17 protein-coding genes are annotated in these 23,794 nt (G+C 43.5%); 7 read left to right on the forward strand and 10 right to left on the reverse strand.

The window, feature by feature from the left end:
• Positions 1–6 precede the first annotated feature (6 nt).
• Positions 7–2,739, reverse strand: coding sequence for a glycoside hydrolase family 78 protein (locus AC1DV1_RS22325; RefSeq protein WP_477363669.1), 2,733 nt, complete (start codon positions 2,737–2,739; stop codon positions 7–9).
• A 94-nt stretch (positions 2,740–2,833) separates the two neighbouring features.
• Positions 2,834–3,601 (reverse strand): polysaccharide deacetylase family protein, encoded by a 768-nt coding sequence (locus AC1DV1_RS22330; RefSeq protein ID WP_477363672.1) that lies wholly within the window; start codon positions 3,599–3,601, stop codon positions 2,834–2,836.
• Between the two features lie 156 nt (positions 3,602–3,757).
• On the opposite strand from AC1DV1_RS22330, the gene AC1DV1_RS22335 reads away from it, so the two are divergent.
• A complete protein-coding gene (locus tag AC1DV1_RS22335) occupies positions 3,758–4,288 on the forward strand; it encodes a DinB family protein (protein ID WP_477363675.1) in 531 nt (176 codons plus the stop codon).
• 1,013 nt (positions 4,289–5,301) lie between these two features.
• Here AC1DV1_RS22335 and AC1DV1_RS22340 read toward each other — a convergent pair.
• The 7 genes from AC1DV1_RS22340 to AC1DV1_RS22370 all read right to left on the reverse strand — a co-directional run bounded on the left by AC1DV1_RS22340 (position 5,302) and on the right by AC1DV1_RS22370 (position 12,466).
• Positions 5,302–6,132 (reverse strand): amidohydrolase family protein, encoded by an 831-nt coding sequence (locus tag AC1DV1_RS22340; protein WP_477363679.1) that lies wholly within the window; start codon positions 6,130–6,132, stop codon positions 5,302–5,304.
• The gene (locus AC1DV1_RS22345) at positions 6,125–6,970 is read right to left on the reverse strand and encodes a fumarylacetoacetate hydrolase family protein (protein WP_477363683.1); all 846 of its coding nucleotides are present in this window, start codon (positions 6,968–6,970) and stop codon (positions 6,125–6,127) included. The genes AC1DV1_RS22340 and AC1DV1_RS22345 overlap by 8 nt, the downstream gene beginning before the upstream one ends.
• 24 nt (positions 6,971–6,994) lie before the next feature.
• Positions 6,995–7,759 (reverse strand): SDR family NAD(P)-dependent oxidoreductase, encoded by a 765-nt coding sequence (locus AC1DV1_RS22350; protein WP_477363686.1) that lies wholly within the window; start codon positions 7,757–7,759, stop codon positions 6,995–6,997.
• A 166-nt stretch (positions 7,760–7,925) separates the two neighbouring features.
• Positions 7,926–9,584 carry a UxaA family hydrolase gene (locus AC1DV1_RS22355; RefSeq protein ID WP_477363689.1) on the reverse strand — a complete coding sequence of 553 codons (1,659 nt, stop codon included), beginning with the start codon at positions 9,582–9,584 and terminating at the stop codon, positions 7,926–7,928.
• A gap of 62 nt (positions 9,585–9,646) precedes the next feature.
• Positions 9,647–10,996, reverse strand: coding sequence for an alpha-L-fucosidase (locus tag AC1DV1_RS22360; RefSeq protein ID WP_477363692.1), 1,350 nt, complete (start codon positions 10,994–10,996; stop codon positions 9,647–9,649).
• A 28-nt stretch (positions 10,997–11,024) separates the two neighbouring features.
• Positions 11,025–11,357, reverse strand: coding sequence for an L-rhamnose mutarotase (locus AC1DV1_RS22365; RefSeq protein ID WP_477363695.1), 333 nt, complete (start codon positions 11,355–11,357; stop codon positions 11,025–11,027).
• A 236-nt stretch (positions 11,358–11,593) separates the two neighbouring features.
• Entirely contained in the window at positions 11,594–12,466 is an 873-nt protein-coding gene (locus AC1DV1_RS22370; protein ID WP_477363698.1) for an AraC family transcriptional regulator, read from the reverse strand.
• Between the two features lie 160 nt (positions 12,467–12,626).
• Here AC1DV1_RS22370 and AC1DV1_RS22375 point away from each other — a divergent pair, with 160 nt between their 5' ends.
• Together AC1DV1_RS22375 and AC1DV1_RS22380 are read left to right on the forward strand one after the other, a co-directional pair.
• On the forward strand, positions 12,627–13,892 hold the full coding sequence (locus AC1DV1_RS22375) for an outer membrane protein (protein WP_477363701.1): 1,266 nt from the start codon (positions 12,627–12,629) through the stop codon (positions 13,890–13,892).
• 26 nt (positions 13,893–13,918) lie between these two features.
• Positions 13,919–15,169: a hypothetical protein gene (locus AC1DV1_RS22380; protein WP_477363704.1), complete on the forward strand. Its 1,251-nt coding sequence runs from the start codon at positions 13,919–13,921 to the stop codon at positions 15,167–15,169.
• A gap of 158 nt (positions 15,170–15,327) precedes the next feature.
• Here the strand turns inward: AC1DV1_RS22380 and AC1DV1_RS22385 are convergent, their stop codons facing one another.
• The gene (locus AC1DV1_RS22385) at positions 15,328–18,186 is read right to left on the reverse strand and encodes an outer membrane beta-barrel protein (RefSeq protein ID WP_477363707.1); all 2,859 of its coding nucleotides are present in this window, start codon (positions 18,184–18,186) and stop codon (positions 15,328–15,330) included.
• Between the two features lie 344 nt (positions 18,187–18,530).
• Between AC1DV1_RS22385 and AC1DV1_RS22390 the strand changes: the two genes are divergently transcribed.
• From AC1DV1_RS22390 to AC1DV1_RS22405, 4 genes are all read left to right on the forward strand, one after another.
• Positions 18,531–19,601: a sensor histidine kinase gene (locus AC1DV1_RS22390; protein ID WP_477363710.1), complete on the forward strand. Its 1,071-nt coding sequence runs from the start codon at positions 18,531–18,533 to the stop codon at positions 19,599–19,601.
• Positions 19,598–20,353: a LytR/AlgR family response regulator transcription factor gene (locus AC1DV1_RS22395; RefSeq protein ID WP_477363713.1), complete on the forward strand. Its 756-nt coding sequence runs from the start codon at positions 19,598–19,600 to the stop codon at positions 20,351–20,353. Before AC1DV1_RS22390 ends, AC1DV1_RS22395 begins: the two co-directional genes overlap by 4 nt.
• 180 nt (positions 20,354–20,533) lie before the next feature.
• Positions 20,534–21,934 (forward strand): sensor histidine kinase, encoded by a 1,401-nt coding sequence (locus AC1DV1_RS22400; protein ID WP_477363716.1) that lies wholly within the window; start codon positions 20,534–20,536, stop codon positions 21,932–21,934.
• A 196-nt stretch (positions 21,935–22,130) separates the two neighbouring features.
• The gene (locus tag AC1DV1_RS22405; protein ID WP_477363720.1) at positions 22,131–23,792 is read left to right on the forward strand and encodes an FAD-dependent oxidoreductase; all 1,662 of its coding nucleotides are present in this window, start codon (positions 22,131–22,133) and stop codon (positions 23,790–23,792) included.
• Positions 23,793–23,794 lie beyond the last annotated feature (2 nt).

Here is a 23,794-nt window from a genome sequence, read left to right on the forward strand (position 1 = left end):
TTAAAATTATTTAGCCGCAACCTTATCTTTCACCACAACCCAGGGATAGTTAAAAGTATAATCGCCTGATCCTAATTGTACTGTTGTACCGTTTACATCGCCACTGGCACCCGTTAGCGGTTTACCATCCTGTTTTACATCTTCGGCATGTGCCTGTGGCAGTGTTAGTCCTGCTGTGGTATTGGCCGGGATTTTAACATGTATGCGCATAGTGCCATCTTTAACCTCCCACTCAGAAAGCAGCTGGCCATACATGGTTTCAAAAGTTGCTTTGGCAAAGGTAAACTGGCGGCCGGGCTCGGGTTTCAATACTATATTTTTATAGCCCGGTTTACCAATTTGCAGGCCGGCAACATGTTGGTACATCCAATCGCCCACGGCACCGTACGAGTAGTGGTTAAAGGAGTTCATGCCTTTATCCTGGAAAGTACTGTCGGTTTTAATACCATCCCAACGCTCCCAAATGGTGGTAGCGCCCATTTTTACAGGGTATAGCCATGATGGATACGTTTTTTGCAATAACAGGTCATAAGCCACATTGGTATACCCATTTTGCGATAACACCTGGCACAGGTAAGGCGTACCTAAAAACCCGGTTGAAAGGTGGTTGTTCCGGCTGCGTACATCCTCAACAAGGTAAGCCGCTGCCCTGCTTTTTAAACTATCGGGTACCAGGTTAAATTTCAATGCCAGTACATAGCCTGTTTGCGAGTCTGCGAAAATCCGACCTGTAGGGGTCATATAATTATGAATGAATGCCTTTTTTACCCCCTCAAACACGTCATTGTATTTCTTCTCGTCGGCGGTGTTGCCTATAGCGCCCGCGGCCTGGCTAAGCAGTTTTGCCGAATATGCATAAAAAGCGGTAGCAATCATATCGGGATTGGTATAACCATTCGGCTCCGAAAAGTCATAGATGCCCGGACGGTAAAACAACCAATCGCCAAAAACACTGCCCCCGCGCCAAATGTAGCTATCCCCTGCCTTGTTGATGATTTTATCAACGTAAGCTTTCATGCTGGGATATTGGGTTTGTAAAATGCGCTTATCGGCATAAACCTGGTACATCGTCCACGGAACAATAACAGCTACATCGCCCCAGCCTGCCGATGTGGCGCGGTTGGTTTGTAAAACATCGGGCACCACAAAAGGCACCCCGCCATCCGGAAACTGGTCGGCTGCTACATCCTTCATCCATTTGGCAAAAAACGGACCTACGTTCATGTTAAATGCCGCCGTGCGCGAAAAAACCTGCGCGTCGCCTGTCCAGCCCAATCGTTCATCGCGCTGCGGGCAATCTGTAGGAATATCTAAAAAATTACCTTTTTGCCCCCACTGAATATTGTGTTGTAGCTTGTTAATCATGGTATCTGAACAGGTAAACTGCCCGGTAACCGCCATATCCGAGTGTATTACAACAGCCGTAAAATCCCCAGGCTTAATCTCGCCCGGGAAACCCTCTACAGCAATATACCTGAAACCCATAAAAGTAAAGTGCGGCTCAAATGTTTCCACGCCATCGCCCTTCAGGGTATAATTAATGGTTGCGGTGGCATTGCGCAGGTTGGCTGTGTAAAACTCACCAAATTTATCCAACACTTCGGCATGCCTTATGGTAACGGTTTTTCCGGCCTGCCCACTCACTTTCATTCTTATCCAGCCCGTCATGTCCTGTCCAAAATCAATAATTTGGGTTCCTTTGGGGCTTTTAAAAATCGCTATGGGCTTCAGTTCGGCAATTTGGTGTACCGGCACACTTTGTACCCCAACCAATGTGTTTTTTGTGATGTTGTTGGCTACATCAACCGGCAACCAGGCAACATCATCAAACCCTTTCTTATTCCAGCCGGTTATTTCTTTACGGGCATCATAATTTTCACCATCGTAAATGCCGTTAAGCGTTACCGGACCGTTTTGGGTACCTTTCCATGAGCCATCTGAGTTTACGTTTTCGATAGTGCCATCGGCATAAGTTATTTGTAGCTGGCATAACAGGGCAAGGTTTTTACCCCAGAAACCCCAGTTGTTCATATAAGCCAGTGTGCCTTTAAACCAGCCGTCGCCAATCATGGCGCCAATTACGTTATCGCCGGGTTGTAGCATAGCGGTAACATCATAAACCTGGTATTGCAGGCGTTTTTTATACTCCGTCCAACCGGGTGTAAGCACCTGGTTACCTATTTTGCCGCCGTTGAGGTATAGCTCATACACGCCATGGGCGGTAGCATAAACCCGGGCCGATACCACTTTTTTAGTTGCCGAAAATTGTTTGCGTAACATTACTGCAGGCATTTTGCGCGAGCTGTCCTGTTTGGGTTGTACCCAACTGGCCGTCCAGTCGGCGGTGTTGAACAGCCCCGTTTCAAAATAAGCAGGTTTGCTCCAGGCAGATGCATTGCCATGGTTATCCCATACTTTTACCCGCCAATAGTAGCGTGTTGCCGATTTTAGCGCAACGCCATTATAAGTAACAAACACAGATGAATCGGACGCTACCTTACCTGTATTCCAAACGGTTTTGGACGACGAAAGGGAAGCATCAGTAGCAACAACAATAGTATAGGCTTGCTGTAAAGTATTCCTTTGCGTGGTACTAATTTTCCAGCTCAGGCGGGGATGGCTAATATCAATACCAACCGGGTTGGTTAAGTATTCGGCCGTCAGGCTTTCGGCAACTGGTTTTTGCGCCATGCAAATTGCCGGCAAAACAGCAAATAAAAAAAGTAAAATATGTTTCATGGTTTAAGATTGGATACCAATGTTATTGATTGCTGGCTACAGCGGCAACCCTATCTGTCTTTTGCCTATAAACCATACCACCCAAACACGCCTGTTAATTTATCCGCTTAACAGCATCAAGCGCGTCCTGAAAGGTAAGCACTTCTATTTCGTCGGGGTGTTGCTTTAGGTAAAGCAATAATTGCTTGTGCGCGGCTGCAGGTGTAGTTATATAATCGCCTCCTATGCCATGAAACATAAACACGCCCAACCCGCCGCTTTGCTGTGTCTTTTTTACAAAAGCAATCAATTCATCGCCGGTAACGCCGCCGTGTACGCCCCAGGCCGGAACCTGCATGGGGTCAATCTTTTTAAAATCGGTTATAACCGCATCGGGGCCGCCGCCAATGCGCGCGTACTTGATAATACCGGCTGCGCTCAGCGAATCGGCGTATTTTACACCACCAACAGCTATCTCGGTGCAAGGGTAAGCGTAAGTACGTGTGCCGGTTTTTCCGTCGACGGCATACAGCAGGTTATTCATTTCGGCAACTTCACGCTTGATCATAAATACCGAATAGTTGGCCGAATTATTTGCAGGATTGGCTTTTACCGAACTGGTTAAACAGGGATGATAAAGCGAATGATTAGCTAATTCGTGTCCCTTTAAAGCAACCTGTCGCCAGCGCGGAATAGTTACATGGGTTATATATCCCGTCAGAAAAAACGTACCCTTAAACCCCAAAGAATCCAGTTGCGGCAGCGCCACATCCAACTGCGATGGCAAGGCATCATCATAGGTAAGTACGATAATCGCTTTTTTATGCGACTGGGCGAACGCGGTAAAATTAAGAAGCAATAAGAGTAAGGTTATTTTTTTCATAAACGCAGGTTTAAAGCCTGTACTAATATAGACTAACGCCGGATTTTTTGGCGATGGCAAACGAATAAAATAAATTAAACTTTATTAAATGCTGTTGACATAGGGCTGTCACAAGCGGGTTGTTACTTTGAATTATAAATCAAAAACAAAAACGCTATGAATATTATCCCAATGTTTTTAAAGGAGTTGGAACAGGAAGCCCAAACCACCCGCAAAATGCTCGAGATTGTACCAACCGACAAATTTAAATGGCAGCCGCACCCAAAAAGCATGACCATTGCAGACCTTACCGTGCACATTGTTGATTTGCCAAACTGGCTTGCGCTGGCCGTGTACACCGATGGATTAAATTTTGCCACCGAACCTTATAATCCCCCAACAGCCGAAAGCGCCCAAGGCTTATTAGATTTGCTGGAACAATCAGTTGCCAAGGGCAAAGAAGCCCTGCAACACATCAGCGAAGAAGACCTGCTGAAACCCTGGACACTAAGCAATGGCGATGTTATATTACAGAACTATAACAAGGCCGAAGTAATCAGGGTTGCCTTTTGCCAGCTTGTACATCATCGCGCCCAGTTAGGTGTTTACCTGCGCCTGCTAAACATCCCGATACCCGGCAGCTACGGCCCCAGCGCCGATGAACTGAGCGGAGAATATCAACGCGAAGTAGAATTTAGTATCAAGTAGTTAGTATCAAGACTGCTGTAGTCTGGTATCAAGTAGTTAGTATCAAGTATCAAGACTGCTGCGGTCTGGTATCAAGTAGCGAGTATCAAGTATCAAGACAGCTGCAAAAATTGGTTAGTCTGAAAGTCAAAAAATCTTGATACTTGATACTAACTACTTGATACTAAAAGACGATTGTCCTTTATTTAGAACAATCGTCTTTTACATGTCTTGCTGTGTGGATACTAATTTCTATACTTTGATAATTTCCCTTCGTTTATTTCTTCAAGGAAACCATTCTCGTTAATTGCGTACCGGGCATAGGTTGTATCGGTGTCAATTTTATATTTTGTAACAGAATTTGATTTTTTGCGTGTTTTAGAGCGCAAAATGAACATAACAACTGTGAAACAGATTACAGCAAGCAGTGCAGCGATTTGGAAAAATATAAAAGGCATAACGTTGAAAATAAATTGTTTAATACGCACATCTAAAACTGTGATAAAAACTTAAGCAGTATTTAATTTTAGCTGTAATCGTTACCGGTATATAGCTAAATATGTGCCAATAATTTATGAACGCTTATACCTAAGGGAATGTTACAATATGAGGACAAAAAAAGGCGTTTTACGCCTGTGCACAGGAACTTACAAAGTTTTGGAAACTTCGTAAGTTTATTAAGAAGGGGGCGAAAAATCAACCGGGTAAACGCATCTAACACTTAGCGGCTATGATCTGTCATTTAATAATAACTGGCGGAACAAAGCTTATAGGCATCAAACGATACCTTGTGTTTACTTCACAACCTTGTAAAAAGATCCAGGGCGCTTAGGCACCTGCTTTTGCTAAAAACAGGCGCAAATATTGGGATGCGCTTAAATTGCACAAGCATGTGTTCAGTGTTAACCATGATTATTTACAAAACATTAATAATCAAATATTTATAATATTTTTTCTCAAAATATGTTAAGTTATGTTAACCCAGTTTAGTTGAGTTTTCACTGAAAAAATCAGTCCGGATATTGATATCACCCTTACAAGCTATAAAACGAAATAGCGTTGCCTCCCCAAAATTGTTCCTGCTCGGTGGCAGATAACTTAGCAACATAGTTTTGCGTTACCTGCATGGTACCCTCGTAACCGCCTGCCAGCAGGCAAACCGGCCAATCCGATCCAAACATGACACGGGCCGGCCCAAATGCGTTGAATATTATATCGAGGTATGGGGTAAAATCATCAACCTTCCAGTTGCCCCAATCAGCTTCGGTTAGCATTCCCGAAATTTTACAGGATACATTTTCATGTTTGGCCAGCACCTCAATATCTTTTTGCCAGCCGCTTATTTTTTTATCCCTGATGTGTGGCTTGGCCAAATGATCGACCACAAATTGCTGATTGGGAAAATTGCCAACCAGTTGATTAGCAAAAGGCAGATGCTGAGGAAATATCAGGATATCATAGGTATAGCCATACTTCCCGAGCGTGGCTATACCTTTTTGAAATGCTGGTTGCAGCATGTATTCATCATCAGGCTCTGATTGCAAAACATGCCGGAAACCTTTTAGCTTATCGTGATTTTCATATTGCACCAATTGGTTTTCAAGGTCATCAGCTTGCAGGTTTACCCAGCCTACTACCCCCTTAACAAACGGGTTTGCAGCAGCATGATCCAGCAAAAACATGGTTTCATCATCGGTTTGACTTGCCTGTACAGATACACAACCATCTATGCCGTGTTGTTGTAAAACGGGCAACAAATCAACCGGCGGGAAATCACGTTTTATAGCCAGCATTTGGTCGTTAATCCAACTATCCCTCACAGGGTCGAAGATCCAGAAATGCTGGTGCGAATCTATTTTAAGCATATGCTACTACATTTTGTTTTTGTTCGCCAAGGCCATCAATACCCAATTCAATAACATCGCCGGGTTTAAGGTAAACAGGCGGTTTCATACCCAGGCCAACACCCGCCGGGGTACCTGTTGATATAATATCGCCCGGTAACAAGGTCATGAACTGGCTGGTATAAGATATAACCTGCGGCAGGGTAAATATAAAGTTTGATGTGGTACCGTACTGCATAATTTCGCCATTCACTTTTAACCAAAGGTGCAGGTTGTGCGGATCTTCAATCTCATCGGCAGTTGCCAAAAACGGACCAAGCGGCGCAAAGGTATCACAGCCTTTACCCTTATCCCAGGTGCCGTTACGCTCCAGCTGAAACTCCCGTTCAGATACGTCATTGTGCAAAACATAACCGGCAACATAATCCATCGCGTCGGCCTCATCAACATAGGATGCTTTTTTGCCGATAACTACGGCAAGCTCAACCTCCCAATCGGTTTTTACCGAATTTTTAGGCACCACAACATTATCATTTGGGCCTACAATAGCCGATGTAGCTTTCATAAAAATTACCGGCTCGGGCGGCAGCGGTGCATTGGTTTCATGCGCATGGTCGGCATAATTTAGGCCGATGCAGATGATTTTTGACGGGCGCGCAAAGGGGCTGCCCAAACGTACATCATCGGCAACCTGGGGCAATTCAGCATCTTTTACAAAGGCGGCTAAACGTGCAAGGCCGTCGGTTTCAAAAAACTGCTCGGTATAATCTTCGCCAAAAGCCGAAGTATCGTATTTTTTATTGTTAAGGATAATACCTGTTTTTTCTTTGCCGGGTTCGCCAAATCTAATAAGCTTCATTGTATCTTGTTGTTATGGTTTTGTTTAATTATTAAGGGTGATAAAGCCGCCATCGATAGGGTAATCGGTACCTGTGATAAACCCGGCCTCGTCTGAACATAAATAGAGCGCCAATGCTGCCACTTCTTCTGATTTGCCCATCCGGCCAATCGGCTGGCTTTTGGAGAGCTTTTCAAAAATCTCGGCTTCCTGCCCCGCATAATTTTTGGCGATAAAGCCATCCACAAAGGGTGTATGGATGCGTGCCGGCGAAATGCAGTTACAGCGGATGTTATCGTGAAGATAATCGCGCGCTACAGACAGTGTCATGGCGTGTATAGCACCTTTGCTCATGGAGTAAGCAAACCTATCGGTAATACCAACGCTGGCCGCTATCGAAGCTGTATTGAGGATAACCCCGCCCCCGTTTGCCTTTAGCATAGGTATAACGGCGTACAGGCAATTATAAGCACCTTTTACATTTACGTTAAATACTTTTTCAAAATCGGCAGTGCTGGTGGTATCAGCGCGGCCAATGTGGGCAATGCCTGCGTTATTTATCAAAATATCAATAACACCAATACTTGTAAAAGTATCCACTACTTGTTGCTGGTTACTTACATCGCAGGCATAGCCTTTGGCTTTGCCGCCGGCCGCTTCTATTTCGGCAACGGTATCGGCCGCCGCTTGATCATTTAATTCGATGATGTGCACAGCAGCGCCTTGCTGCGCAAAAAGTATCGACATTGCCCTGCCTATCCCGCTGCCACCGCCGGTTATTACTGCTGATTTATTGGTTAATTTGAACATATTGCCCCCTCTAAATCTCCCCCTGAAGGGGGAGACTTTTTGTTTTATCTTATTTTTAATTATTGTTTACCAAAATTGAAACTATTAGCCTATCCTTCTCTCCTTTAAAGTATTCTTTTTAAAGTCTCCCCCTTCAGGGGGAGATTTAGAGGGGGCTTTGGGCTCTTTACAACGACACTCCCCTTTTCCACGGTATAAAATCGTCCTGGCCAAGCTTTACCGATTTTGGTTCAACTTCGCCATTGGCTACCTGTATCACATAGTTCAGGATTCGCTCGCCGGCCTGCCGGATAGTTTCGTCGCCCTCGATGATAGTGCCGCAGTTAATATCGATAATATCGGGCATACGCTCAAACATTACCGTATTGGTTGATAGTTTAATCACCGGGGTAATGGGGTTACCTGTAGGCGTACCCAAACCCGTAGTAAACAATACAATATTTGCGCCCGATCCAACTTCGGCCGTAGTACTTTCCACATCGCTGCCGGGAGTGCACAGCAGGTTTAAGCCTGGCCTGGTTACCTTTTCGGGATAATCCAACACGGCTGTTACCGGCGATGTGCCGCCTTTTTTGGCTGCGCCGGCCGATTTAATAGCATCAGTGATTAAACCGTCGCGGATATTGCCTGGCGATGGATTGGCGTAAAAGCCCGACCCATCGGCCTCGGCACGGGCGTTGTAGGTGGTCATTAACTGCATAAAGCGGTTGGCAGTTTCCACGTCGGCACAACGATCACTCAATTCCTGTTCTACCCCGCAAAGCTCCGGAAATTCGGCCAGGATTACCGAGCCGCCCATGGTCACCAGCAAATCTGATACATAACCCAAAGCCGGGTTTGCCGAAATGCCCGAGAAACCATCAGAGCCACCACACTCCATACCGATGCACAGCTTTGATAGCGGTGCAGGCTGGCGTTGAGTTTGGTTAGCCTGTACCAGGCCGGCAAAAGTTTGTTTTAGGGCTTGTTTCAGCAATTCGCTTTCGGTGCCCACTTTTTGCTGCTCTAATACCACCATTGGTTTATTAAAAGCCGGATCGCGTTTGACAATCTCGGCCTGCAAAATACTTACCTGTGCATGCTGGCAGCCCAGGCTCAACACCGTGGCACCGGCAACGTTTGGATGGGTAATATAGCCGGCAATCAATCCGCACAAAGCGTCCGAATCATCTTTGGTACCACCGCAGCCCATACTATGGTTAAGGAACTTGATACCATCAATATTTTTAAACAAACGTTTTGAATTGGGTTTATCAGCACTTAACTGAATATCAGCATTCAAAATCTCTTCAACAGATTTACCGGCCTGGTAAAGCTCCATGAGCTGCTCTACATCGCCCTCGTAGCTTTTGGCTTTTTTATAGCCAAGCTTATCAACCAAAGCCTCTTTTAAAACCTGGATATTCCGGTTTTCGCAAAATACCAGTGGTACTACTATCCAGTAATTTGCAGTACCTACCGATCCATCGGCACGGTGATAACCGTTAAATGTTTTGCCTGCAAAATTTGAGGTATCCGGCTGGTGCCAGCTCAGCTTGCGCTCGCCTAAGTGAAAGCCCTCCGATGCGTGGTGCACATTGGCCGTAGTAAGCAAGCCACCTTTTGGTATAGTTACCGTAGCCTTACCTACCAATACGCCATACATATAAATTTCGGCGCCCTGCACCAATTCATTAATCGCAAATTTGTGTTTGGCCGCCACACGGTCAACCAACGGGAAGCTCTCGCCCTCAAAATTAATTAGGGTACCCAACTCCAGGTTTTGCAGCGCAACCAACACATTATCATGCAGGTGTATTCTTAAAAATGTTTCTTTTTGCGACATTATATCGTATTTGTATTTTTATAAGATCAGACGATGGTCTATGGACCATGGACTAACCAATGCTAATTAAGCGATAACTCAATAACTGGTATCTCATACGGCGGTTTAGCCGGCATGGTAACCTCCAGATCATCAGATCCTGATGTTTTATATAACAACTCCGAGTGATCGTTTAAAAACTGTGCGTATTTAATCTTTCCGGCGTAACCAGGCAGTATCAGCTTGCCCTTGGGGTAATCAAACAATTGCACATATAGTTTTTTAGTAGCCTTATTGTAAGTAAGCTTTGATCCCTCGGGTATTTTATAAGTATCGGGAGCATAGGTACAATTGTAAATTGATTTATCGTTAGCATGCATCCAGTGTGCCAAACTATCCAGCGCGTTTGTGGCGCGGTAATCAAATTCGCCACGGGCGGTGGGGCCTACGTTAAGGATAAGGTTACCACCATTACTTACTGATGTTATCAGCAAATCCAGTAACTGGCGGTGGGTTTTCCATGTATTTTCATCGCGATAATATCCCCATGAACCCGAAAATGTTTGGCAGGTTTCCCAGGTTTTACCACGGTATTTGGCCAGTTCGGCTGTGCCTACCTGTTCCGGCGTTTCAAAGTCGGCACCATCTTTATATTCTTCCAGGTTAAGGCGGTTATCTACAATGATACCCGGCTGTAATTTCCTGATTAGTTTTAACAGCTCAACAGATCCCCACTCGTCTTTACCCTTGCCATGTCCATCGCCGCGGGGAAAAGAAAAATCGAGCCAAAGGATATCAATTTTACCATAGTTAGTTAGCAACTCGGTTATCTGGTTGCGCATGTACTGACGGTATTTGGCCATATCGCGGTTTTTATTCAGCCTGGCATAGCTGGCGTCGCTTTTATCTTTTGGCGATTGCGGATGAATTTCATCAATCGTGTAATCAGGGTGGTGCCAGTCTAACAATGAATAGTAAAAACCTACTTTAAGCCCCTGCCCACGGAAAGCGTTTACATACTCGCGTACCAAATCGCGTTTGGCCTGGGTGTTAGGCGCTTTATAATCGGTATATTTTGAATCAAAGAGGCAAAAACCTTCATGGTGTTTAGTGGTGAGTACCGCGTACTTCATACCGGCAGCCTTCGCCTGTTTGGCCCACTTCTGCGGATCAAAATAATCGGGGTTAAACTGTTCGAAATATTTCTGGTAGCCGGCGTTGTCAATTTTCTCGTTATGCTTTACCCACTCGTGCCTTGCCGCACCTGAGTATAATCCCCAGTGAATAAACATACCAAAGCGGCTGTCTTTCCACCATTCCATACGTTTTTCTTTTTGGGCATCGGTTTCGGCGCCAATTGTTTTTTGTTGTGCCGATGCCGATAAAACGGCTACCAGCATCACCAGCATAGATAATTGAAGTTTTTTGAACATGAGGTTTATAATTTAGTTGACAGGTTATTTATAGCTGAAATATTTTATCCATTAAAACCCATTTCTCGCCTTTTTGGGCCCCTTTAACAGCCTGCTGATACTTCCACATCAGGTTTTCCCATTCCTGCACTTTTGGATTGGCGACATCGGCGGCCGACTTTTTTTCAAAACTGAAAGTATCATCGGTTTCTATGATCATAAACAGGCGCACATCAAAACGATAAATTTCCATGTTGGTGATACCATACTCGGTAATACTTTTGTGAATCTCGGGCCAGATAGCCTGGTGGTATTTTTCGTATTCGGCAATCAGCTTGGCATCGTCAACTAAATCAAGCGTTAAACAATATCGGTGGGCCATAAATAGATTTAAAAAGTAGTATATCGGTTATACAAAGAAATAAAGTTTACAGGTAAATAGTTGGCATAAAATGGTTAAAACATTCAGCTTTTTTGGCATAAGAAAGTGGCACCTTTCCATATTTCTCAGGCAGGGAGAAATAAAAAAATAGCTAATGAAAGCATCATCAACCGCAGGAGATTACTCGCGGTTTGACTGTTTTTGGCACTCATGAATCTGCGTTGTTCAGCGGCAGCTTACGAATTCTTAATAAACTCCTTCTGGTACATCAGCGGGCTTTTGCCGGTTACCAGCTTAAAATGTTTGTGAAACGTTGAAAAGTTATTAAACCCGCTATCGTAACATAGCTGTTTAATGTTCAGCTTATCTTCTATCAGTAATTTACAGGCGTGGCCAACTTTTATTTCGATAATAAACTGCGAGAAGGTTTTGCGGGTTTTTGATTTAAAGTACCGGCAAAAGGAGTTGGAGCTTACACCGGCTATGTCGGCAATCTCGTCCAGGTAAATCTTTTTCCTGAAATTTTGCATCGAGTATTCATAAATGCCGTTCAACCTGTCATTTTCCGAATCGTTATGATCATATTTAAAACCAATGGAGGCCATGTAACCTGAGAGGGCGCTGGTGGCAATAGCATTTAACGCCTTCAGCAGCATAATAATGCGCTCGGCACCGTCTGTACTTAACATCGCGGCCATCTGTACGGCCACTTTTTCTTTTGTGCCACCGGTAACCTGCAACCCGCGTTTTGATTTCTCGAGCAGCACTTTTATTAATTTATTTTCGGGCAGTTGTAAAAATTGATCGCCCCAAAAGTTTTCACAAAAGTGTACTACAAAAACCTCCACTCCGTTATTTTCACCGGAATTAAAATACAAATCGTCAAAACGCCAGTAATGCGGCAGGTTGGGGCCAACCAGTACCATATCGCCCGCTTTGAATTGCTTTATACTATCGCCTATAAACTGGGTACCGCTTCCCTTTTTCAGGTAAATGAGTTCCAATTCGGGGTGGCAATGCCAGCGGTTGTTGATATCGGGCAATACATCGTGCCGCACACTAAATGAGTGTGCAGGGCCCGAAGAAACTTTTAGTAACTGCGGTTTCATTCAGCTTATTTTACAATTGATGCGATAAATATAGCCAATAATTGTAAAAATAGCTGATTGTCKCATTTTTTTTACGCCACTAAAAAAACGACACGTCACATTTTCTTTTAAGTGATATATTTTTATATCTTGCTGCCAGATTAAATCCAATTATTCCCTAATGAAACCTTATTACAAACTCCTGCTTCCGGCATTATTATTGCCTTTATTTTCTGTAGCGCAAAGTAATTACAAACCAGGTTATGTTGTTACCCTTAAAGGCGATACTTTACGTGGCTTCATCAACATTAAAGAATGGGCTGTTAACCCCAAAAAGATCAGTTTTAAGACAACAGCGGATAATAAAAACAGCCGCGAACTTGGTGTAAACGACATTACATTTTTCTCTGCAACTAACCTGGAGGCCTATCAGCGTTATGCCGGATTGCTGAACAACGACCCAACAAATATCTCAAATCTGCCTACCGGCCGCGATGCAAGCACCATTACCGATACTGTGTTCCTGAAAATCATTCAAAAGGGCGCTAAAATCACCTTGTTTGAATACGCCGACAGCAAAAAAGATCATTTTTTTGTTACCGAAACCAAAGACAACCAACCTGTAGAACTGGTTTACCGGATTTATAACAACGATGGCAAAACCGTAAACGAAAATGGCTATATGCAGCAGCTATATCTGTTATCCGAGAAATTTAACGGTAGCCAAAACCTCAAAATAAGGATAGAAAAAGCAGATTATAATTATAACGACCTGGTAGAAGTATCAAGAATGATCAATCATAGTACCGCTAAAGATGATGAAGTTGTTACAGGTAAAAAGAAAGGAACCTTCTTTTTTGCATCAGCAGGGGTTAATATCAGTAAAATATCATCTGATAAAGCTTTTGCTGATTTTGATCCATCTGTAAGCACCGCCGGGACGACAGGAAAAAGCGCAAAGCCGACCTCCTTTTTCCCAAGGATTGCTGCCGGGGTAAACGTATTGGCCAATCCGAATACAGGGAAGCTTGTTTTCAGGGCCGAAATAGCTTATACCTCAAATAAATATACGGGGAGCGCCGTAAACAGCGGTTCATCTGAAAACTACTCGCTTAATCAAAATACGTTTTCCTTAATCCCTCAGATTCTGTACAACTTTTATAATACCGACGATCTTAAATTTTACGGCGCTGTAGGTGCATCATTAAATATATCGAGCTATAAAAGCAAAATAGTTTATAACAGTAGCGGTACAATTACGCAAAATGCCAACCCCTACGGATTACTATCCAAGTGGACTTCATTCCCATTTCATGTCGGCGCGATAATCAATAAAAAGTTTGATGTATCTGTGGCTTATATCCCTAATGCAACTTTTACCAACACCGATGCCTACTATATACAAGTAAGTGCTGTTCAAATAGGACTAAATTATACTTTTAACTAAACAATATTTCAACTAATCCTTATCTCATGAAACACCTACACAAACTCATTTTGGCAGCGTTTATGCTTCCTGCCGTAGCCATGGCGCAAAGCAATTATAAGCCAGGCTATGTTGTTACCCTTAAAGGCGACACCTTACGTGGCGAAATAAACCAGAAAGAATGGTTTGGCAATCCCAAAAGCGTAGAATTTAAAAGCGCGGCAGGAGTTAAAACCTATACGGTAGATGATATAAGCTATTTTGAATTAATTAATTCGTCTATTTATCAAAGATACTCCGGGGAGATCAGCATGGATGAAACCAACACTTCAAAATTACAAACAGGAGTTGATTCGACCCAAAAGCAGGATGTGGTATTTTTAAGGGTAGAGCAAAATGGCCCTAATGTAACCTTGTATTCATACATTGATGCCAAAAAGACGAGGTTTTTTATTGGCGATAACAAGACCGGACAGGTTAAGGAACTTGTTTACCGAATTTATTATTTGCCAGAGCATGGCGTACAAACCCGAATAGAAAATATTTATATCCCACAACTGTATGACCTGGCCATTAAATACAACCCAACATCTGAGAAATTAAAAAGCGAAATAGAAAACGCCACCTACAGTTTCCCCGATTTGAAAAGCATTTCGCAAAAGCTTAATAACATTACGGTTGATAAAAAAAACTACGGTAGTAAATCGGCATGGAAATTCTTTGCGGGCGTGGGAGTTAATGCTACACTCTTTACAACCAGCCTGGCTGCCGGCCAGGGCAACAGGTTTTATGATGCAAAAAACACAACATCGGTATACCCGGCGCTATCGGCGGGTGTAAACTTATATCCCAACCCCAGCGTTGGTAAACTTATTGTACGTGGCGAAGTAATGGTAACGGGCGCGGCTTATAAAAACTCTGTTGAGCTTTACTTTAACCAACCCGATATACCAAGATCTGATTTTAATGTGAAGGAATTTTTGGTTATTCTTAATCCGCAGGTCATTTACAACATTTATAACACCAACGCTTTTAAGTTTTTTATTGATGCGGGTATATCATACGCCTTTGTAAAAACCACGGGCAACTACATATACAATAGCCATCTTCAAACAACTATCTCTAATTACCTGTCCCTTTCATCGGGCTTAATAAGCTTTCCTATTAAACTGGGCATAACTGTGGCTAAAAAGGTTGACATATACGTTTCCTACTCTACCCCTGCGGCAATTACCAATAGCAGGGACTATACCATAAATGCAAACAGCATAAAAGCAGGCATCAATTACGAGTTTTAACATAAAAAAGCGTCCCGGTATCTCACCCCCGGGACGCTCTGTTATTGCTTAAACCAATAACATCAACTAAATCCAGATCAACCTCGCGTATGATCATTGCTTGCCATCTTTCTCAGGGATGGCCAGATTTTAAATATCTTTTCAGGCTTTATCCCTCATTAAAACGGGCCACCGCCAGGGCCGCCACCCGGAGGCGGGCCTCCAGGGCCAGGTCCGCCGGGACCACCGGGACCCATTGTTGGTTTTTTACCTGCAAATTTCTGTAACTTAAGGGTAAAGCTTAACAAATAATACCTGCCCAGCCTGTTGCTGCTGGTTTGGGTTACATAGCTGCCGCTTTGTGTGCTGGTGTAACCCGTGTTTTGGTTAAACACATCCATTGCCGATAGGCGGATGGTACCCGCGTTTCCTTTTAAAAATCTGCGCTCAACATAGGTATTTAATATATTGGGGTTGGTTGCACCTTTGTAACCATAGTAAAACATCTTGGAGTAATCATAACTCAGGGTCCAGTCCTTCCACAAATAATTTTTACCGTTGATACCCAGGTTAAGCGAGCTGAAATTATTATTGATATTGGCCGTAGTGATCGAATTATTCGATTTATTAACCGCATAGGTTGTGCTGGCCTCGGCATCTACAACATCAGTAATACTCAGCCTGAATTTTACGCCTTGCGATAGCACCAGGTTTTTAGCTATATTTTTCTCGGTTGTCATGGCATAACTTGTCGAATCGACATTAGTTATATAAGAGATGTTATTATTGTATGCAACGTTGCCTATAAAGAATAAATTATATTTTCTTTTATCCCATGGTTTGGCAAATACATAAAAACCTTGTGCCGAGTAAAACCCATCGGCATTTAAATACTGCGTTAAAATGCTCCCGGCCAATTTACTGTTCGGCGTGTACGTTTTAGGATAATTGATGGTGTTAGCTACTATCTTATTATCGGTTGTGGTGAAAGATAAATTACTAAAAAACACGTTACCACTCTCGAAATTAAACTTGTTGTACCGGATGGACAGGTTGTTATTAAACTCCGGCTTTAAATCGGGGTTACCTTGTACCGGGTACGATGCATTGCTAAAATCGGTAACAGGCTGCAGTTCGGTATAAGTTGGCTGATTGCTGGCACCGTTATAATTTAAGCTCAACGACTGATTGCGCGAGAAGTTGTAAATGAACCTGGCATTAGGGGCTAAGTTAAATGTATGGCTATCTGTTGGCGAAGCACCGTTGGTTAATGATTGCCCGCGCAGTATGGTTGGCTGTGCTACTAAACCCAATGTGTAGTTATACTTTTTATCGATAAAGCGATAGTTTAAGCCAAAACGATTGGTAATAAACGTGGAATTGTAATTATTGCTCAGCAAACTATAATAATCTTTGGTTACGCCATCAATATTTAGCGTATCTGTTAATTTATCGGCTGTGGTATAGGCGTAATGATAGGCGTAGGTTAGTTCAAGATAGCCTTTTTTACTTACCGGCTCTAAAAACGATACGCTTGTGCCCACACTATCGGTGCGGCTGTCGGTATTAATAAATTGGTTTAGCGGCGCGTTTGCAGCCCCATCCAGGTAAGTGTAAACCGGGTTTTGGTATTTATTGATCTTGTATGACCCAGCCCCCACATTCAGGCTAAAATTGCGGCCTTTGCGGGCAAAACGGTGGTTAAATAACACATTGGCACCATAGTTTGGTTCGGTTTGATTACTGTAGGTATCAAAATTATAGTTAGATAAAGTTTGGGCCTTATCAACCAGCAAGCTGCTGCCAATTTGAGTGGTAGTTACCCGTGCATAAGCAAACGATGGTGTAATTTTAATATAGTTAACTGTATCCGGTTTAATTTCGATATTGAAGTTGAAACGATGGTTAAGCTTCTCGTCGTTTTGGGTATTGTTATTGGTATTGGTGCTTGGGTTTGATGTAGATAAGTTATTTTGAATAGTTTTGTTAAGCGTATATACCGAATTATCGGCAAAGCTATAGCTGCCATACGCAGTAACTTTTTTGCCCCAGCTATCGCGGTAGTTAAGCCCAAATGAGCGGGCTGTGGTAATACCATTGGTATTGCTATTGTTGCCCCCCGGCGGGCCGCCCGGACCACCGCCCCTTGGACCGCCGCCGTTAAACGTAAACAAGTTGGTATTGGTATTATTCAGGTTACCTAAAAAAGCCAGTTGCTGATCGCCGTTGAATTTGAAAAAATTTGCCGATGCTACATACCGGTTACTTTCCTGGCTGTTTGCTATACCGGGTATGGCATCCCTGCCCCCGCCCAGACTGGCCTGGCCAAAGTAGCCGTAGTTTTTACTTTGCTTTATGGTAATGTTCAGAATTTTCTCGGGCTCGCCGCTTTTTACGCCTGTAAGATTTGCCTGATCGCCATAATCATCTATAATTTGGATATTTTGCACAATATCGGCCGGCAGGTTTTTGGTAGCCGATTTTAAATCGCCGCCAAAAAACTCTTTCCCGTTTACCCTTACCTTGGTTACGCTTTTACCCTGGGCGGTAATATTGCCATCTTTATCAACATCAACGCCGGGTAGTTTTTTGATGACATCCTCTACAGGCGCATTATCACGTACCGGGTAAGCTGCGGCGTTAAATTCAATTGTATCTTCCTTAAGTTTCACCGGGTTAACATCCGATATGGTTACGGTGTTAAGCATATAGGTGTCGTTTTTAAGAATGATGGGCTTTAAAAATACAGGGGTATTGGCATTATCCAACACAAAACGGCGGCGCAGTCCCTGGTAACCTATCGAGTTTAAAACCAGGCTAAACTGGTTAACTTTTACATCATCAAAAGTAAAAGCGCCTTTACTATCGGTAATTACTTTGGTACTATCGGTGCCGGTTAACAGTTTAACAGTTGTGCCCGGCAAGGTTACCCCTGTTGAGTCTGTTACGGTGCCCTTAACCCGCCTGCCCGTTTGAGCAAAGGTTGTAAGGCTAAACAGCAATGCTGCAATTATCAGGTATGTAAATTTAAGTTTCATTGTGTTGTGGCTTATTTGCAACACAAAGCAATAACATCAGCACCACCCCAAAAAACGCAATAGACAGCGGCATAGTAAATGTAGACGAAGGCATGTTTTTTGCCTATAGAATCATGTATTTGGAGTATTAAACTCCAATTACAGTATTCAACGGTTAATTTTAGCCATTTGTCGGCAAGTTGTGCCTGTTAGGCGATTATGGTTGCCTGATAACCAAATGGTTTAGTAATATTGAACGATTATTAAACCGTAATCGAAAATCTCAGGTCAAGATTTTCTGTCGAAAAAATAAAAAACATTAATAGTCCTGATTCTCGTATCTTGACTCCTGATTCAAATCAAAAATGAGCCTTAAATCAAAAAGCAGTACCATTACTATCCTTATTCATGTGTTAACATGGGTAGTGCTGGGCTTCGCGTTATTTTTATATCAACCCCTTACGTGGGATATTGTATTGCCTTACCAGTTCTGGATAAAACAGGCATTGTTTATCATTATGCTGGTAACTGCATTTTACATCAACGCTATTGTGTTTGTGCCTGTGTACCTGTTAAAAAACCGGACAGGCATGTACTTCATATTTATAATTACCCTGGTAGCAGTTATATATATATTAAACATTTTCATTGACCGTTCATTGAACATGCACCTGTTAATGGATAATGCTATCCATAAACATGGCCCGCCAAGACACGGCGAACGGAACCGTATCTTCGACTATGCGGTAATCTTTATTATGGCATTGGTTTTAGGCATCAGCACCAGCATCACCGCCATCCAAAAGTGGCAGGCCGATATCAGGCTGCGCGAAACTTTAGAGCAGGACAAAATCAGTTCGGAGTTATCCTTCCTGAAAGCGCAGATCAACCCGCATTTCTTTTTCAATACCTTGAATAACATTTACGCGCTTACACATATCAATGCCGAAACATCGCGCAAAGCCATTCACCAGCTCTCGCGGATGATGCGGTACGTGTTGTATGATACTCAACACGGCACAGCATTGTTAAGCCAGGAAATAGCCTTTATAAAAGACTACATCAGCCTGATGGAACTGCGGCTTACCGATAAGGTGAAGGTTACATTTAATTCGCCCGCCACGGTTAACGATATGACCGTTGCCCCCATGATATTTTTACCTTTTGTGGAGAATGCTTTTAAACATGGCATAAGCGCGACGCTGCCCAGCGACATCCTGATTAGTGTTGAACAAAATGCAGAGCTACTGGAATTGCGGGTAGAAAATTCGATTTATAAAGACGCCAACCCCAACCTGGAAGAAAACAAAGGCATTGGCCTTACCAATACCCTGCGCCGTTTAGATTTGTTGTATGCCCAAAAATACACATTGGATATAAACGAAGATCCTGGTGCCAATACTTATAAAGTTTACTTAACACTCAACCTGTCATGATATTAAACTGTATTGCCGTTGATGATGAACCCCTGGCCCTTGGCCTGGTTTGCGCATTTATTGAGCAAACACCATTTTTAAAACTTACAGGCCGCTACAGCAGCGCGGTTGAAGCGCTGGTTGGTTTACAGGACCAAAAAGTTGACCTTATTTTTTTGGATATACAGATGCCTAACCTTAACGGCATCGAACTGGCCCGTGTGCTGGATAGCCGGGGCGCCAACAAGCCACGCATTATTTTCACCACGGCTTACAACCAGTTTGCGTTGGAAGGCTATAAGGTTGACGCACTGGATTACCTGCTGAAGCCTTTTAATTATGAAGAGTTTTTGCATGCTGCCAACAAAGCATTAAGCTATGCCGAGCTGTTACAACGCTCAACCAACCCTGCTCCCGCAGCAACAGCTGTTCCCGAAGAGCACCGCATTGAGGACGATTACCTGTTTTTAAAGATAGAGTACCAACTGGTACGTATAGCGCTTAAAGATATCCTGTACATAGAGGGCCTGAAAGATTACGTTAAAATATACCTGCAAGGCACCGAGAAAGCCCTGCTATCGCTCACCAGTTTAAAGTCGCTGGAAGAAAAACTGCCATCAAAACGTTTTATGCGGGTGCACCGCTCGTTCATTGTATCGTTAGATAAAATAAACTCCATTACCCGCAACGCCCTGCAAATTGGCAAAATAAACATCACCGTTGGCGATCAATATAAAGATGCTTTCGGGGTATTTTTGAGTAAGTGGGTGTAGAGCCTCACCCTGCCCTCTCCAAAGGAGAGGGTTCTAAAAATCACGTTAAATATAATCGAACCTTTCCTACATGCTAATCAAAAGTCCTCTCCTTTGGAGAGGATTTAGGTGAGGCTCCTTTTATTGCAATTTTTTCTCTCCCATTCCCGCGCATTAAATAATAATCCCTAATTTTATTTTATGCAAGAGGTAACCGTATCCTGGCTTAAATCGCTCGAAGCTTTAGAGCATGTCCCGGATGATCAGCTGCAGTGGCTGATAGATAATAGCGAATACAATACATTTGAAGATGGCACCATGCTCAATGAGCCAGGCAAGCCAATGACCGGCCCACATATTATTGTTGAAGGCAGCATGCGTTTTTATATGCTGCAAAGCCGCGGCCGCCGCGATTTTGTTGCCGTGGGGCCGGGAAATATAACAGGATACCTTCCGTTTTCACGCGGATTGGTTTCTAAAGGCTTTGCCGAAGCTATCGGCGAATTGCGGGTATTGAGCTTCCCCACCGAACGGATCACCGAAATGATAAAAAATCATTTTGAGCTTACCCAGGCACTGGTACATATCATGACCAACCGCGTTCGCGATTTTACAGCCTTGCAGCAGCAAAACGAAAAAATGATGGCGCTTGGCAAACTATCGGCCGGACTGGCTCACGAGTTGAATAACCCTGCATCGGCCATAGTGCGCGATTCTACTTCTCTAAGCAAACACCTGCAACTGGTTCCTGAGGCCATAAAAGGTATGTTTGCCATAAAAATGGACTCGGACCAGGTTGATGGCGTAACCAATGAAATGTTTAAAGTGCTTACTGCCAAAGATGAAGGCCGCCTGAGCCTGAAGCAACGTACGCACCGGGAAGATGAAATTGGCGAATGGCTGGATGAGAACGAAATAGAAAACAGCTACGAAATTGCCGAAAGCTTTGTTGACTTCAACTTCAAGGTTGAAAACCTCGACGCCTTAAAAAGCTATATCCCGAAGCAATTTTTATCCACAATTTTTAACTGGATGAGCAATAAGCTGGTGGCCGAAAAAATGATCCAGGATATACAGGAATCATCCAAACGGATAGCCGAACTGGTAAGTTCTGTTAAAACTTTTACACATATGGACCGTGGGCAGGATAAGCAATATGCCGATATCCATATTGGTATTACCAATACGCTTACCATGCTGGGGTACAAAATTCGTAAAGGAAATATTACTGTTGTTGAAGATTTTGACCGAACTTTGCCCGAAGTAAAAGCACTGATTGGCGAACTTAACCAGGTTTGGACCAACCTTATTGATAATGCCCTTGATGCCATGCAACCGGCAGAAAAAGGCATCCTGACCATTAAGACCCGGCGCGACCGCGAGTTTGTGGAAGTTTTTATTATCGACGATGGCCCCGGTATTCCGGAAGATATCCAAAGTCAGATCTTCGATCCGTTTTTTACAACCAAAGAGATGGGCAAAGGCACCGGGATGGGACTGGAAGTAGTACAACGGATTGTAAAACAACACCGAGGATCGATCAAAGTAAAATCGACACCCGGTTGTACCGTATTTAGTGTTTGCTTCCTGATTGACGGGTAGTAAAACATTTTTTTATTTAAAGTATTAAATATCAAGTCAAGATATAAGAATCAAGATAAGCGAAAACATAAGAGTTAATATTCTGCCGGCCGTTTCTTTATTGAAAAAAAGTTTAGATTAGGTTATCATTGCATTCTCTCTTGATTCTTGAATCTAACGTCTTGATTCTTTTTAATTATTACCTGTAGCGAACCCTATGAATCGACCTATTATATTTTCAATTGATGATGATCAGCAGGTACTACGGTCTATTAGCCGCGACCTGCGATCTCAGTACAGCAAAGAGTACAAAATATTAAGTACAACATCGGCCCAGGAAGCATTGGAAACGCTTACCGAACTCAAAAATGGTTCGGATGTGGTAGCCTTGTTTCTTTGTGACCAGCGCATGCCCGAAATGGAAGGCGTTAAATTTTTAGAAAAAGCAAAAAAAGTATTTCCTGATGCCAAACGGGTATTACTTACGGCATACAGCGATACCGAGGCGGCTATTAAAGCCATTAACGACGTACAGCTGGATTATTACCTTATGAAACCATGGGATCCGCCGGAAGAAAAACTTTACCCGGTTATAAATGATTTGCTTGCAGACTGGCATAACAGTTATATTCCTGAATTTGTAGGCATTAAACTGGTTGGATACCAGTTTTCGCCGCAATCACACGTGATAAAAGATTACCTGGCCGGCAACCTTATCCCCTATCGCTGGCTTGATATCGAAAAAAATGTGGATGCAGGAACGCTGCTGGCTTTAAACAACCTATCTACCGATTGTCTGCCCATGGTGTTTTTTGAGGACGGCAGCTATCTGCAAAAACCATCGATACAAGGCATAGCCGCCAAGCTTGAAAAAAACACCCAAACATTAACCGATGTTTATGATGTGGTAATCATAGGCGCTGGCCCCGCCGGTCTTGCAGCCGCAGTTTATGGCGCATCCGAAGGTTTAAAAACCTTGTTAATTGAGCGTAAAGCCCCGGGCGGACAGGCAGGCACCAGCTCAAGGATTGAAAACTACCTGGGTTTCCCGGCCGGCTTAAGCGGCGCCGACCTTACCCGCCGCGCCATTACACAGGCCATGCGTTTGGGTGCCGAATTTTTATCGCCGCAATCGGTTAGTGATATCAAACAAAAAGATGGCTACAAAACCATTATTTTAGATGACGGCCCCGAAATTATAAGCCGTACTGTAGTGATAACTACCGGCGTTGATTACCGTAAACTGGAAGTTAAAGGCGTTGAAAACTTTACCGGCGCGGGCATTTATTATGGCGCAGCCACTACAGAGGCATCGGCTTGTACAGGCAAAGATGTTTACGTAATTGGCGGTGGCAACTCTGCCGGGCAGGCGGCCATGCACCTTTCAAAATATGCCACCAAAGTGCATATCGTGATCAGGCGCGAGGATTTGGTGGCAACCATGTCGGCCTATTTGATTACACAAATCAGCGAAACGCCCAACATTGAGGTGCTGGGTAATACCGAGATTCTAGAAGCGCACGGCGGTAACTGCCTGGAAAAATTAACTTTAAAAAACTGCATAACGCAAGAAACATTTACCAATAAGGCCGCTGCCTTGTACATTTTTATTGGCGCCAAACCTTATACCGACTGGATTAAGCTTGACATTATAAAAAATAACAAGGATTTTATAGAAACCGGCCGCGAGCTGCGCAGCTACGAAAGTTTTAACAAAGTATGGAAACTTAAGCGCGATCCGTTTTTGCTGGAAACCAGCTGCTCGGGTATTTTTGCCGCCGGCGATGTACGCGCCGGGGCCATGAACAGGGTGGCATCTGCCGTGGGCGAAGGCTCAATGGCCATTAGTTTTGTTCACAAATATTTAGCTGAAGTTTAATA

It is taken from the genome of Mucilaginibacter sp. P4_D1, from assembly GCF_056401935.1.

Coding starts and splice junctions, on each gene's coding strand:
- AC1DV1_RS22325 (WP_477363669.1), bottom strand. CDS start 2,739: ATGAAACATATTTTACTTTTTTTATTTGCTGTTTTGCCGGCAATTTGC.
- AC1DV1_RS22330 (WP_477363672.1), bottom strand. CDS start 3,601: ATGAAAAAAATAACCTTACTCTTATTGCTTCTTAATTTTACCGCGTTC.
- AC1DV1_RS22335 (WP_477363675.1), top strand. CDS start 3,758: ATGAATATTATCCCAATGTTTTTAAAGGAGTTGGAACAGGAAGCCCAA.
- AC1DV1_RS22340 (WP_477363679.1), bottom strand. CDS start 6,132: ATGCTTAAAATAGATTCGCACCAGCATTTCTGGATCTTCGACCCTGTG.
- AC1DV1_RS22345 (WP_477363683.1), bottom strand. CDS start 6,970: ATGAAGCTTATTAGATTTGGCGAACCCGGCAAAGAAAAAACAGGTATT.
- AC1DV1_RS22350 (WP_477363686.1), bottom strand. CDS start 7,759: ATGTTCAAATTAACCAATAAATCAGCAGTAATAACCGGCGGTGGCAGC.
- AC1DV1_RS22355 (WP_477363689.1), bottom strand. CDS start 9,584: ATGTCGCAAAAAGAAACATTTTTAAGAATACACCTGCATGATAATGTG.
- AC1DV1_RS22360 (WP_477363692.1), bottom strand. CDS start 10,996: ATGTTCAAAAAACTTCAATTATCTATGCTGGTGATGCTGGTAGCCGTT.
- AC1DV1_RS22365 (WP_477363695.1), bottom strand. CDS start 11,357: ATGGCCCACCGATATTGTTTAACGCTTGATTTAGTTGACGATGCCAAG.
- AC1DV1_RS22370 (WP_477363698.1), bottom strand. CDS start 12,466: ATGAAACCGCAGTTACTAAAAGTTTCTTCGGGCCCTGCACACTCATTT.
- AC1DV1_RS22375 (WP_477363701.1), top strand. CDS start 12,627: ATGAAACCTTATTACAAACTCCTGCTTCCGGCATTATTATTGCCTTTA.
- AC1DV1_RS22380 (WP_477363704.1), top strand. CDS start 13,919: ATGAAACACCTACACAAACTCATTTTGGCAGCGTTTATGCTTCCTGCC.
- AC1DV1_RS22385 (WP_477363707.1), bottom strand. CDS start 18,186: ATGAAACTTAAATTTACATACCTGATAATTGCAGCATTGCTGTTTAGC.
- AC1DV1_RS22390 (WP_477363710.1), top strand. CDS start 18,531: ATGAGCCTTAAATCAAAAAGCAGTACCATTACTATCCTTATTCATGTG.
- AC1DV1_RS22395 (WP_477363713.1), top strand. CDS start 19,598: ATGATATTAAACTGTATTGCCGTTGATGATGAACCCCTGGCCCTTGGC.
- AC1DV1_RS22400 (WP_477363716.1), top strand. CDS start 20,534: ATGCAAGAGGTAACCGTATCCTGGCTTAAATCGCTCGAAGCTTTAGAG.
- AC1DV1_RS22405 (WP_477363720.1), top strand. CDS start 22,131: ATGAATCGACCTATTATATTTTCAATTGATGATGATCAGCAGGTACTA.